This window comes from Atribacterota bacterium (assembly GCA_039638595.1).
Taxonomy (GTDB): Bacteria; Atribacterota; Atribacteria; order Atribacterales; family Caldatribacteriaceae; genus Profundicultor; species Profundicultor thermophilus.
Window position 1 is genome coordinate 1 of sequence record JBDIWM010000003.1, and the last position, 13355, is coordinate 13355.

At 47.8% G+C, this 13355-nt stretch carries 11 protein-coding genes; 9 read left to right on the plus strand and 2 right to left on the minus strand.

Going from position 1 to position 13355, the window contains the following annotated elements; all coding sequences use genetic code 11:
* Nucleotides 1-530: 530 nt before the first annotated feature.
* The 7 genes from ABDK92_01360 (at nucleotide 531) to ABDK92_01390 (ending at nucleotide 9496) form a co-directional block, all read left to right on the plus strand.
* The gene (locus tag ABDK92_01360) at nucleotides 531-1502 is read left to right on the plus strand and encodes a LacI family DNA-binding transcriptional regulator (protein ID MEN3185270.1); all 972 of its coding nucleotides are present in this window, start codon (nucleotides 531-533) and stop codon (nucleotides 1500-1502) included.
* A 62-nt stretch (nucleotides 1503-1564) separates the two neighbouring features.
* Entirely contained in the window at nucleotides 1565-2800 is a 1236-nt protein-coding gene (locus ABDK92_01365) for an extracellular solute-binding protein (GenBank protein ID MEN3185271.1), read from the plus strand.
* Nucleotides 2801-2860: 60 nt separating this feature from the next.
* On the plus strand, nucleotides 2861-3748 hold the full coding sequence (locus ABDK92_01370) for a sugar ABC transporter permease (protein MEN3185272.1): 888 nt from the start codon (nucleotides 2861-2863) through the stop codon (nucleotides 3746-3748).
* A gap of 14 nt (nucleotides 3749-3762) precedes the next feature.
* Entirely contained in the window at nucleotides 3763-4605 is an 843-nt protein-coding gene (locus ABDK92_01375) for a carbohydrate ABC transporter permease (GenBank protein MEN3185273.1), read from the plus strand.
* A gap of 18 nt (nucleotides 4606-4623) precedes the next feature.
* Complete coding sequence (locus tag ABDK92_01380; protein ID MEN3185274.1) at nucleotides 4624-5724, plus strand: uroporphyrinogen decarboxylase family protein; 1101 nt, start codon at nucleotides 4624-4626, stop codon at nucleotides 5722-5724.
* Entirely contained in the window at nucleotides 5714-6832 is a 1119-nt protein-coding gene (locus tag ABDK92_01385) for a uroporphyrinogen decarboxylase family protein (GenBank protein ID MEN3185275.1), read from the plus strand. Before ABDK92_01380 ends, ABDK92_01385 begins: the two co-directional genes overlap by 11 nt.
* A 21-nt stretch (nucleotides 6833-6853) precedes the next feature.
* Nucleotides 6854-9496: a glycoside hydrolase family 38 C-terminal domain-containing protein gene (locus tag ABDK92_01390; GenBank protein ID MEN3185276.1), complete on the plus strand. Its 2643-nt coding sequence runs from the start codon at nucleotides 6854-6856 to the stop codon at nucleotides 9494-9496.
* A 64-nt stretch (nucleotides 9497-9560) separates the two neighbouring features.
* Here the strand turns inward: ABDK92_01390 and ABDK92_01395 are convergent, their stop codons facing one another.
* Nucleotides 9561-9725, minus strand: coding sequence for a hypothetical protein (locus ABDK92_01395; protein MEN3185277.1), 165 nt, complete (start codon nucleotides 9723-9725; stop codon nucleotides 9561-9563).
* Between the two features lie 309 nt (nucleotides 9726-10034).
* Here ABDK92_01395 and ABDK92_01400 point away from each other — a divergent pair, with 309 nt between their 5' ends.
* A complete protein-coding gene (locus ABDK92_01400; GenBank protein ID MEN3185278.1) occupies nucleotides 10035-11072 on the plus strand; it encodes a hypothetical protein in 1038 nt (345 codons plus the stop codon).
* Between the two features lie 226 nt (nucleotides 11073-11298).
* Here the strand turns inward: ABDK92_01400 and ABDK92_01405 are convergent, their stop codons facing one another.
* The gene (locus ABDK92_01405; protein MEN3185279.1) at nucleotides 11299-12342 is read right to left on the minus strand and encodes an EAL domain-containing protein; all 1044 of its coding nucleotides are present in this window, start codon (nucleotides 12340-12342) and stop codon (nucleotides 11299-11301) included.
* Nucleotides 12343-12539: 197 nt separating this feature from the next.
* Here ABDK92_01405 and ABDK92_01410 point away from each other — a divergent pair, with 197 nt between their 5' ends.
* Complete coding sequence (locus ABDK92_01410; protein ID MEN3185280.1) at nucleotides 12540-13355, plus strand: ABC transporter permease subunit; 816 nt, start codon at nucleotides 12540-12542, stop codon at nucleotides 13353-13355.

The window sequence follows — 13355 nt, forward strand, 5'->3', positions numbered from 1 at the left end:
ACCATGCCGAGATCTTTGCTCTTGGGGCAAATGGTAAAGATAATTTTTTAGATATGAGCTCTAACTCTCAAATGGAGAAAAACTGTCTTGATTTTCGGGGGTCAGTATACCTCTGGTAGTCTTTGGCTTAACGTTGGTCAAGAGGAGACGTGTTTTTCTGAGATTTCAGGGAACGAAATAAAAAGGGCATGGGTGTCTTGGGGAGGTTGTAGCAGCCACGGTTCATTACGAAGGCCCATGATGAAGAAATCCTTGAGTTCATATAGTGACCAGCGAAAAGTCGATGCCAACCCATAGAAAGTCAACGATTGGTTGACGTCTTTACAGGGGATTCAGTTTTTCTCTCTCTATATGGACTTGTCTTAATTTTTTTGGGGTTCTGTTCCGAGTAAGTCCTGAGAGGCGGATGGTTGTTTTTAGGAACCCCCTTTTTTTCAGAGTAGGAAAAAATTTTATAGAAAATTTCGCAGAAAATGTTGCTCAATTTTCCAAAGAGTAGTAGAATTGTGAGAGGAATGGGGGTTAGTGTGATGGTACGTCTTAAAGATGTGGCAGAAAAAGCAGGCGTCAGTATTTCTACGGTATCAAAGTTTCTCAGCGGGAAGGGTTCTGTTTCCTCCCCGGTGCAGGAACGAATCCACCAGGCTATGGCGTCATTGGGGTATGAGGGACACCAGGTTTGGAAAAGGAGTAAAGGGCTGAAGGTGGTGGGAGTCATTATCCCCGATATTGAAAATCCCTTTTTTTCCAGCTTGGTCAAGTCTCTGGAATTTCTCCTCTTCCGGTATGGATATTTTCTGCTTTTGTGTAATACCGAGAATAACCCGGAGCTGGAGGAGAATTTCATCTATTACTTAAGTCAGAGTAAAGCGAGAGGTGTAATCCTGGTTCCCTCTACTAGCGAAAGGCGATCGAGACTTCTTGATACCCTTCCTCTTTTGCTCTTGGACCGGAGTATCGAGGGAACGGAATTACCCACCGTGACTACGAATCACTACCAGGGAAGCAAAATTGCCACTTCTTACCTTATCCGCAAAGGAAGACAGAGAATCGCTTTTCTGGGCGGGCGGAAAGGTGTGGACGTATATCAGAAGAGACTCCAGGGGTATAGCGAGGGACTTGCGGAGAATGGGCTTCAAGTAAACCCTGCGCTTATCGTTGAAGGAGATTTCTCCTTCCAGGGGGGATACCAGGCTGTTGAGATGCTTTTTGAAAGGAGAGAGTCCTTTGATGCCATTTTTGCGGCTAACGACCTGATCGCCCTTGGAGCAATAGAGCGACTTAAAGAGGGGGGTATCGGTGTCCCCCAGGACGTTGCCGTCATCGGTTTTGATGACATCTGGCTTTCCCGTCTTTCCCATCCTCGGCTCACCACGGTTCGGCAACCGGTGTATGAACTCTGTAAAGAGGCGGTGACCGTGCTTTTTGACCTTGTCGATAAGGGGGTGAGAGCAAATTCCAAAGTGCTGGAACCTCAACTTGTGATTCGGGAGTCCTGTTAAGGACAAATGTGGTGTATCGGTCTGAAAGAGAGGACAAAGAGCATTCTGGGGGGATGATGAGCATGAAAAGAGGATTATTGGTTTTGGGTGTAAGCGTCATGGTGGTGGTTATTTTCGTATGGGGATTAGCCGCTTTTGGGGAAGAAAAGGTTCATGTAGCTATTCAGAGTTTTGCCCATGAAGCGCTGAAGCCTTTCATAGAACAGTTTGAAACCCAGACGGGAATCAAGGTGATTCTGGAATCGATGCCCTCTTCGGGAACGGACGCCCTGACTAAGCTCACGACATACTATCGGGCTGGTCAAAGCCCTTATGACGTGGTCAGTGATTCAGACGAGGCGTCTCCGGCTTTTGCTCGTGCTGGATGGCTTGAACCACTGAACGACGTTCTACCTGCAGATTTCTTTGAAGACTTTCCGCCGAGCATGCTAGAGTCAGAAAAGGCTTGGAACTGGTTAGATGAAAAAGTGTACCGGGTGCGGCACAGCTTTGAATTCGGCTACTTTTTCTATCGAAAAGACTGGTTCGACGCCATGGGTCTTTTGCCCCCCGCAACCTGGGAAGAGATGGTCGACGTTGGTAAGAAATTTACCGCTCAGGGCAAAATAGGGGTTGAAGACGCCCTCAGTAAGCCAGCCCTCCTCTACGTGTACGTCGCTTACTTGACGCTCCAGGCAGGAGGCAATCCCTTTGCCTTCGATGAGGGATTCAAGACCGCGGTCAAATTTATCCATGACATGATTTACGAACACCAGATTTTCCCCAAAGAAGCTCTAAACAAAAATTACGATCAGATTAACGAGGACTACATGAATGACCGTGTAGCCATGATGCGTCAGTGGCCGTACTTCTATAGTGTCACTCGGGGGAACGCTGAGTGGTACAGAGAAGGAAAGGCCGAGATTGCGTTACCTCCTCGTGGTCCGGTGAGTAGTGCCTCTTGGGCAGGAGGATGGGGCTGGGAGATTCCCAAGTTTGCTCCGAATAAAGAAGGGGCCAAAAAGTTCATCCAGTTCATCCTTTCAAAGGAGATTGCTCCTAAACTGGCAAGAGCCAATAGCTGGTTTATGAACCCTCGCTACTCGGTCATGGCCGAATTGGGTGATGAGGGCTTAGCGAAGTACATGAAGTGGTATAGCGACAACAATGTTCCCGCTCCTCGCCCGTACCACCCCAGGGTGGCTGAGGCACAGAACATCGTGGACGATGTGGTATCTGCGTATCTCATCGGTCAGATGACCTTGGATGAAGCGGTGGAACAGGGCAAGAAGATGATGGCTGAACTCGGAGGACAGTAGAGCACGCTACCCCTGCTCGAGGGTATACCCTCGAGCAGGGTGAAAGGAGTGACAAGTTTCGTGAACTTTCAGAAAGCATCCCGGCGGAAGATTTATTATGCCATAATCCTCATCCTTCCTGCGTTAGTCTTGCGTTTATTTACCTCTCTCTATCCAGTGGTGTACACGATTTACCTCTCTTTTTTTCGGGTCAATCCCATCGTTGGTGCCTATACCTACACGGGATTGGCAAACTTTCAGAAAATGTTTGCTGACCTTGTGGTTCGTGAGAGCGTCCTGTTTACCCTGTTTTTCACGTTTATTTCCATTGCTTTTCAGACGCTTTTGGGACTTTTGGTGGCTCTTTTGCTGAATAAGCGTTTTTCCCTTCGCTACTTCGCGCGTACCATTAATCTCGTCCCCTGGGCGATTCCCATGATTGTTGTGGCGCTGGGTTTCCGCTGGATGTTCGATAGCGAATACGGGGTCATTGCCGATCTCATCGCCCGCTTTGTAGGGGTGCGTTTTGCCTGGCTGGTGGACCCTTGGGGAGCACGGTGGGCGATTGTTCTTGCCAATGTCTGGAAAAATACCCCATTTGTGGCGATGTTGCTCCTCGCTGGTCTACAAAGTGTCCCTCTGGAACTGTATGAAGCGGCAAGGGTGGATGGTGCTTCTGGATGGCACTGTTTTCGATATATTACGATTCCCTTTCTCTCCCCAATTGTCATTACCACAGTGCTCTTTTTTACCGTGTGGTACCTGGCAACCTTCGATATCGTATACGGTATGACCGGAGGTGGCCCTGGGTTTTCCACGGCCATTATGTCGTATAAGATATACCAGGAAACTTTCTCTCATATGAATTTTGGGTACGCTTCGGCCATCAGCGTGGCATTACTTTTACTGGTGGCGATTTTGGGGACCATTGTCCTTTTCATTTCACGAAAGTTTGAAATTCTTCTGTAAGGAGTGAGTTTTGGGTGCACAGAGATGGTTTGTGGACTAATGCAGTCATGGTTTACGTGTTTTTTTGTGTGTACATATTCATTACCATTTTCCCATTCTACTGGATTTTTATTTCCTCGGTGACCCCAAAACATAAGCTTTTTTCCATTCCGCCCCTGTACTTTCCTTCCTATTTCACCACGGAGAATTTTCTCCGGATGGCGGGCAACATTCCCTTCTCATCGTACCTTCGGAATTCCCTTATTTTTGCCCTTTCTTCAAGCGCGGTCTCCGTTTTCTTGAGTTTCTTTGCTGCTTATGCATTTGCTCGAATTCGCTTTCGAGGGAGCAATATTCTTTTACTCCTTTTTCTCTTGAGCATTGCCCTGCCACCAATTACCACGGTAATCCCGTTGTACGAACTCTATGGAAGGGTTAGCCTTCTGAATAAAATTGAGGGGATGGTGGTGGCAATGTCAAGCCTCATCACCCCTTTTACCATCTGGATTCTCATTTCCTTTATCAAGCAGGTTCCGGCAGAAATTGAAGAGGCGGCAGCCATCGATGGTGCTGGATTTTTGCACATTCTTTTTCGGATTGCTTTCCCTCTGATTTTACCTGCGGTGGGCACGATGTTTGTCATCAACTTTATTACCGGCTGGAACGAACTCCTTTACCCTTTAGTCTTTGCCGTTGATGCGCGGAGCAAGACCCTCACCGTTGGTCTCACCGAGGTGGCTTTGGAATCAACGGCCTATGGGAAACCATGGGACCTCATGAGTGCTCTCAGTGTGGTGATGATTATCCCTGTCATTGTGCTTGTGATTCTCTTTCAACGAACCATCATCGAGGGTCTAACCCGAGGGGCTATTAAGTGAAAAAGGAGTGGTAAAATCGTGCTTCCATCACGCTCCTCTATGGAGGAAAAAAAAGGGTATCTCAGGCGTTTTTGGCAACGAAAGGAAAAGGGTCCGGTGTGGTATATTGGCTCTCCGGGAGAAGCACTCTTAATCGAAGAGGGTACGATTCCCTCGTTTGAGGCCATGCTCCAGGCGGAGCTTCGGCGCATTGAAAACCGCACACATATCCTTGACTTTGACGTTCCCGCTATTCGGACGGATTTTGGGACCAGCATTTTTCCTTCCGCTTTTGGATGTCCACTCCATTTTTCGAAGGGTCGATATCCCTGGGGAGAACCGGTACTCTTTGATGACTCCGAAAAGGTTTTTGCGTTGAAGAAACCCTCAGTGCGGGATGGGCTTCTTGGGGTAGTCCTCGATTTCACTCATTTCGCTGCAGGCGCAACCCGGGAAACTTTACCCATCAAGATGACCGATCTCCAGGGGCCGATGGATGTAGCCTACCTCTTGTGGGAGAGTAACGACTTCTTTTTGGCCCTTTTTGATGCTCCTCGGGCTGTTCACCACCTCCTTGGGATGGTCACCGAACTTATGATCGAATTTGTCCATGCGCAGCGAAGCGCAGTACAAGGTGCGGAATTCATTCCCTGTCATCTCCAGCATTACCTCCCCTGGGGGGAAGGGATTTGTGTAAGCGAGGACCTTCTCTCTCTTCTCTCTCCGGAACTCTACCGAGAGTTTGCTCTCCCATACATCAACATTCTTTCGCGGGAGTTTGGTGGAGTGTTCATCCATTCCTGTGGAAATTTTGTGCATAACCTGGAAGTACTCCTTGAAATTGAAAACCTCAAAGGGATCAATTTCGGGGCTACCGAAACACCGTTTGAAGAGGTGGTAGGCAAACTTGGGAACCGGGTGGTGCTCTCTCCACATGTAGGGTTGAATAAAGATGTGGTTTTTGAGAGCGTTTTTCACTATTTAACCCATCTTGAGCGTTGGGGGAACAATGTGGCCGGTCTCTATGTGCTCGTGGATACCACGAATTCTCTCCTTGGGCATGACATGGCTTGGAACGGAGACGAACTGGAAAAGATTTATCGTATTTTTGCGCGCTGGAGTGAACAGGATGGCGAGTAGAAGTCGAGCTAGGGCAGCTTTTTTCCTTCAACCTACAGACCGTATTCCCCACTGGGAATTTTTGGCGAATCCTGCATTTGAGTTGCAGTTGACGGGAATCGATCCAGCGCAGCATCCTCAAAAAGCACGATTACGTACGTTGGAACTCCTTCCCATCGATGTGGAAATTCCTCCTCGCACTGATGTTCCCTCTGCTTTTCAGATCCTTGAAAACGGAACCATCGTCAATGAACGAGGCAAAAAGGTGAGCCAATGGGGAAGTGGGATTACCTGGGAATGGGACCACGGGTCCTGGTTTCATTCTATTGAGGATGTTTTGCATTTTGATCCGGTATCGATGTTCTTAGAGCAAGAGTCGAAGGAGGTATTTGAGGATATAGACCCGCTCCAGCAGTTTTTCCATCTACCACTTGAGGAGATGGTGAAGAAACTCAACGAGGATTTTCATCGTCTTCAGGATCTTGTGGGGGAAAGGGCTCTGGTCCCCGGTCACTACTACCGAACGCTTCTCATGTGGCCGCTCATGCTCTTTGGATGGGAGTTTTTTGCAGAACTCGCTTACCTCTATCCCCAGGATTTTCAGAGAATCTGGAAGGGGTTTACCGAAATCTCCCTCAAGGTGACCTCAGCTTTTTCTTTGACCGATATCGAGGTGTTCACGAGTCACGATGATTTGTGTACCGCCAGGGGGCCAATTTTCAACCCAGAATGGTATCGAAAGAACCTCTATCCGTACTACGAAATGTTATGGGACCCTCTGAAAAGGAAAGGGAAGAAGGTAATTTTTATCTCCGACGGAAATCTTGACTGTGTCATTGACGATGTGCTTGCTTGTGGGGCGGATGGATTTTTTGCCGAAAGTTATACGGACCTTGAGACACTGGCTCGTAAGTACGGGCAGGAAAAAGTCATGGTTGGAAACATCGATGGACGGATACTGGCAGAGGGGACGAAAGAAGATATTCGAAGAGAGGTTGAGCGTTGTACCCGCTTTGGCAAAAGTTGTCCCGGGTATTTTTACTGTGTTTCAAACCACCTTACCCACACCATTCCCCCGGAAAATGTGTTTTACTACTTTGCTCTCTGTGAGGAGTTGGGAAGGCGATAATTCCCTTCGGAGGTGTTTGACGTGTACCTGCATTTTGTAAGCCACACGCACTGGGACAGGGAGTGGTACGAAACTTTTGATGCCTTTCGTTTTCGTCTTGTACGGCTTATTGATCACCTCCTTGATGTTTTTCGAGAGGAGCCGGCGTACAGGTACTTTCTCTTGGACGGCCAGACGATAGTCCTTGAGGACTACGTGGAGGTCAATCCCGCTCGACAGAGTGAACTTAAGTCGTACATTGAAGGGGAGCGGTTATTCGTCGGTCCATGGTATGTCCTCACCGATGAATTCTTGGTGAGTGGTGAGACCCACATTCGAAACCTTCTTTTGGGTAGGAACATGATGCGGGCATTTGGTGGAGACAATAGGGTTGGTTACCTTCCCGATTCTTTTGGTCACATTGCCCAGATGCCCCAAATACTCATAAAAAGTGGTATTCCCCATGCTACCTTTTGGCGAGGAGCGCCGAAAACGGTACAAAAGAGTGAATTCTTTTGGCAAGCTCCCGATGGTTCAAAGGTTTTAACCCTGTACATGCCCTTTGGATATGGCATTGCCACCGATCTTCCAGACGACGAGGAGAAACTCATGCGAAGAATTGGTGGACTTGTGGAGAAACTCACCCCTTTCGCTACGACTTCGCATCTTCTACTCATGAACGGAAGTGACCACGTGGAGCCAGACCCAAAACTTCCTCAGAAACTCGATCTCCTTCGCAAAAGGTTTCCCGAACATGTTATTCTCCACTCCCATCTAGGATATCTTTTCCGGAAAATCGAGGAAGAAGCTCCGACCCTATCCATTTATGAGGGTGAATGGAGGGCTGATGACCTCAACTACCTTCTGGGAGGAACACTCTCAACCAGAGTGTATTTAAAACAGAAGCACCATCAGTGTTCCTCCCTTCTTGAGGGATGGCTTGAACCCCTATATACCGTTATCTCTCTTTTGGGTGGTCCTTATCCTGAGGAATACCTCGCTTACCTTTGGAAGCTCCTTTTGCAGAACTCTCCCCACGACTCTATCTGTGGCTGCAGTATTGACGCAGTGCATGAGGAAATGATGCTTCGGTATCGCAAGATTGAAACCTTGGGGGGAAAGCTTCTGGAAGAGGCGAGGGATACTCTGGAAAAATGTTGCCGTGGTGATGAAGATATCCTCCTCATTTTTAATCCCTATCCCTATCCGGTGGATGCGTACCTTGAAGGTGAGGTGTACCTTCAGAAAGCGAAGATACGGGAAGTGGACTTTGAGGTGAGTAAAATTCGTTCTTACGAACCTGAGGAGGGCGCTCTTTACCGTGTCCTGGAGCTCCAAAGCCGGGAAGAAACCGTGATTCCCGAAATCATCGAAAACGATTGGGTTACGTTTATGGCCACTCCATCCCATACCCTTCCTCAAATTTTTAGAGCACAGCGACTTTTTCTTGGCTTTACAGTACACCACCTCCCACCCCTTGGTTTTCGAGCTTATCGCATCGTTCCCAAAAACATTGCAAAGGAGAATCATTCGATCTTTCCCCAAAGGAATGTTTTAGAAAACGAGTTCTATCGGATTGTGGTGGAACCGTCGGGGTGCCTTCGTCTCTTTGCTCATGAACTCTCCTGGGAAGGCGTCTTGGGTCCTGTGTTTGAAGATGGTGCCGATGCCGGCGATGAGTATGACTACTCACCATGCGAGAATGACGAAATTATTCACAGCAGTGACCTTTCTCCTGCCATTTCGTGGGTGAGAAAGGACCGATACCTCCAGAGCGTTCGCCTTCATTATAGTATGACGGTTCCTCGTTCCCTTACCCCCGACCGGAAAGGGCGAAGCCAGGAAAGAGTGGTTGTTCCTATTACCATGGATGTTCGTCTCTATAGTGGATCTCGGAGGATTGACCTTGATATCGGTTTGGAAAACACTGCCAGAGACCACCGGTTACGAATCCTTTTCGACGTGCCGTTCAGGACAGCACACCACTTTGTCGATGCCCATTTTGCCATTCTGCAGCGGGAAAATGACGGTAAATCCCACCCCCAAAATGACTTTGTCTTCGTAGAAGATGGGGAAAAGGTTTTTGCCCTCTTCAACCAGGGACTTCGGGAATATGAAGTATCTCCAGAGGAAAAGGGGACACGGATAGCTGTTACCCTTCTGCGTGCGGTGGGATGGCTCTCACGGGATGACCTCTTAACTCGCAAAGGGGACGCTGGTTGGAGCCTGCCTGCAGAGGGAGCCCAGTGTTTGGGAAACCATCGCTTTCGTTTGGCGCTTCTTTTCGCTAAAGGTCCTGCCTGGCAACTTTTCCTGAATCGGGAAGCTCGGATTTTTAACCGTCCTCCGCTTCTTTTGCAGGTTGAGGGGAATGAAGCATCCTTCCTGAATGGTTGGTCACCCTTTGAGTGTGACAATCCGGTGCTTGTTTTGAGTGCTCTGAAGCGGAAAGAGAATGGTGATGGTATGGTTATCCGGATGTATAATCCCACAGTGTCCCCTCAACGCTTTCGCCTTTCTTTCACCCTTCCGGTAATTGCGATTCAGCGATTGTCGCTGGTAGAGGAGGAAGAGGACCTTGTTCCCCTGCGAGGGAACGTGGTAGAGGGTGTTATGGGTCCTTTTGAGATTGCTACTTGGGGTATTGTTTTGAGAAAGGAACGGAAGGGAACCTTCTATCCTTAAGATGCCTGCAATGATGAACGCTCCTCGTTCGGTTGAACTATCCTGAAGATGGGAGGCAGCGATGTCACCGGCGGTCATCCGGCCCCTTTTCTCCCCACATTTTCGCTTTTTCCGCGTCTTGGTGGATGTCGCACTCGAAGGCGATTTCCCGATCGAGTTTCAAGCACTTCTCTCGGTCAATGGCATGGAAGGCACGACAAAATCTCTCTCTTCTAAAGCTTCTTTTCATTTTCTTTTCTCTTTGGAGCGGGAGACTCTTTAAATGGGTGAACGCACCTCTTCGATGACGCACAGGTAGGGGATTTCTACGTGTTCCGGAAAGTGGGGTATTTTGTAGCAAGGTACGTTGCGGTTTCATTTGGGAAGATAACACCTGTTGGAAAACTATCCTGTTTACGCTCCATCTGGAGAGAGCCCCATTCATAACGCCTGATTCAAAAGAACACAAAATTAATGGTAATTTTCTTCGCATTCTCTCTCATCGTCCATCTTTTGGCTATATAATGATAAGGGGAGATTGAGTAGAAAGGGTGAAAGCATGAAAAAGGTGGTCATTTTGGGGCTTTTGATTACAGTCCTCTGTGCCCAGATTTCCTTTGCTCAAACGTCTTTCGATTCTTTTCCGAAAGAAGTTCTTATGCCCATTCCTTCATGGTTACAGGAAGGCGTATGTGCGGTGTACGAAACGAAATTCGGAGGCCGTGTCGGATCGGGAGCGGAGGGTTCGTCGACTACACTTTCTGGTTACTCCATATATATCGCGACGAGTATACAGGGAGAAAGAGTCTATGGGTTCATATTCGACGTTTTCGCTGACACCTTAAGGGGAGAATGGAGTATCAATCCGAGATTCCAGGTACTGAACACCCTGGGTTCGGGTTTTTATCTCCATCCAAAAGTAGTAGAAAAGGCTCTGAACGATCGTGACCTCTATGCCCGCTATGGGACGACTGTCGAGGGAGGATATGCGGGAGATGATCTGTACTATTTTGCAATCACAACGAGGTCTCAGGATGAAGTCACCACCACTTTAGACCAGTTTCGAAGCGATGGTATTATCCAGAAGTCGACCATCACGCGTCAAAGTCCAAACGGGGCCGAGGCCGGGGATAGGGTTCTCGTTGACATCGCTAATCTGCCCTTACCCCGGAATGTTGAACTCCCCGAGGTGGCCCGAAGGGATGTAACCTATGCGGTGGGTAGTGGCGCAATGGGTATGATGTCCTATGTAGGAACGCTGATCTATCGATTTGTGGGTGTAGAAGGTAAAATCACGCATTACGATTCCACTGCTACTTTAAATTACGGAACTTCCACTTCAAAAGTGGTGGGAGATGCGTACTTTGGTCCCTTTTATATTAATCCTGTTCTTTTGAATGAGAGCGCCATATTCACTGTCCCTCAGATTGGTTTTTCTATGGACGTTACCTCTTATGGTCAAGGGGGAAGAGTGCTGGTGACCATAACCGTATCAGGGCACCCCTTGGCCCAGTACGAATATGAACCGGATACGGGACTCCTTTTGCGTGGAAGCTATGCAAGTGGTGGAATGACGATTTTCCTGGAAATTCAGTGATCCACGTGAGCATCTTATAGACGGGTAGGATCTTTTTTGGAAAGATCGAAGAGACCCGGAAGAACTGAAACCGGTCGGTGGATTTGCGAAAAGTGACAAATTGTTTACATTGCTCGGGTAAAGTGGAGAAGGTGTAAGGGGGGAACTCGAAACACTTTCGGGTGGAATACGCCCGTGGTGGTGAGCATTGCACGCTTCTGTCTTAAATGACAGCACACATCAAGAGTTAAATCGTTGGTGTGGGTTTTCCAAAAAGGTATCCCTGGGCGTAATCGACACCCAGATCTTTGACGGTGGAAAACTCCTCTTCCGTTTCTACGCCCTCGGCGATGGTCTTGAGTCCCATTTCTTTTGCCAGCGTGGTAATGGCTGTGATGACTGACTTTTTTATTGGTTCGTGATGAACATGCCTCACGAAGCTCATAGCGATTTTGACTATATCGGGTTTGAGCTGGACAAGCATTTCAAGGTTCGCATATCCAGCACCAACGTCATCCAGCGCTACTTTGAATCCCCATTTTTTATAGTAGTCGAGCACTTCTTTTAGATGCTCGTGGTTTTCGAGTTTTTCACTTTCAATCACCTCAAAGACCACTTTTGATACATCGTAATTGAGCTCTTTAGCGGTGTTGATCGTTGATCTGAGGCAGAATTCAGGATTGTATATGGCGCTGGGTGAGAAGTTAACAAAGATCATCTTGGTGATGACATTTTCTCTGGCACTTTGAAGCGACTTTATTCTACAAAGGCGGTCTAAGTAGAAGAGTAAATCGGCTTTCTCAGCCAAACGAAACATGGTCTCGGGATAAAGGAGACTTCCGTCCCTTTTTATTCCCCTTGAAAGACATTCGTATCCGACTATCTCTCGGTTACTCACGTCCACTATGGCCTGGAAATAGGTCACGATAGCATTGTGTTCTAGAATCCACTTCAGCTCCTCTGCCTGGTGAATGTGTATCCATTGCTCGAGCGTTCTTACGCTTTTGAAGTCGTTGAACTTCAAAAAGTTCACATCTTTACACACCATGATGGAGATGTTTTGTAGTTCCAATGGTGTGAATACCCCTGAGCTTGTAATGGACACGGTTTGCATGAAATCATCGAAGTCCTCTTTGAGCATCAGGCACTCATTGTAACGCTGGATTGAAAAAGCGTGCTTCAAATTTTCGTAGAACTTTTGGAGTAGGTACTCATGGCTTGCGTATATGACAATATCGCGTACTCCTGCAGGCTTTTCCCATGGAATGGTTTCACATTTTTTACAGGGCATTCTGTTGTTTTCACATCCCGAACATGAGTTTTCCACTCAACACCATACTAATACTACAACACCATACTAATACTATCAATTGGTGGAGTTCCATATTCGGTGCCTATTTCTGGTTAAAAATTTTTAATTTGACACTCCCCTGGTTTTGTGTTATGAACAGAGATGGGAAAATTAGGAGAAACAAAAGATAGGATTCCATGTTTTGGATCGGCGAGAACCATTTTGGTCTATCGCAGTTTTGGTTACGTCTTTCCCGTTCTTTTTTGGTCGTGTACATTTTGCTACCGGTTCTCCTCCTCTTCGTCGGTTCTTTCGGTGAGAAATGGTTTGGTACCCTTTTCCCCCAGGGGTTCACCTTTGAATGGTATCGGACCCTCTTTTCCGAAAAAATGTACCTCCGTTCTTTGCAGATGAGTGTTCTGGTGGGAGTATTAACCGTCATTGCCACGGCACTTTTGGCTATTCCGACCGTGTACGCGGTGCATATTTCGGGAAGGAAGCTTTTGCGTTCTCTTTTCGATGCCATGGTGATTTTACCGATTGCTTTGCCTCCCATTGTTTTGGGTATTGGCCTCGTCCAGGCTTACAACTGGCCTTCTTTGTCCCTGGTAGGGACGTGGCAACTCCTCTTTTTCGCTCACGTGATCTATAGCATTCCCTTCATGGTGAAACCGATTATGGCCAATCTGGAAATGCTCGACTGGAAAACCCTAGAGGAGGCCGCCGAAAGTTTAGGTGCTTCCCAGTGGTACATTGTTCGGCGATTGCTCCTCCCGAACTTGCGCTTAGGTATCCTCTCTGGGGCAATTATGACTTTCGCTTTTTCTTTTGGAGAGTTCCAGTTGGCTCTCATTCTCACGAGTTCTGAAAGCCAAACCTACCCAGTTACTCTATATCAGGCGTTCTACGTGAGCACCGGTTTTGCTTGTGCGGCGGTGATGGTGCTCGTTTTGGTGGCTGGGATGACGCTATGGGTTTTTAGTCGTTTCTCTTCAATCCGAGTGGTGCAATGA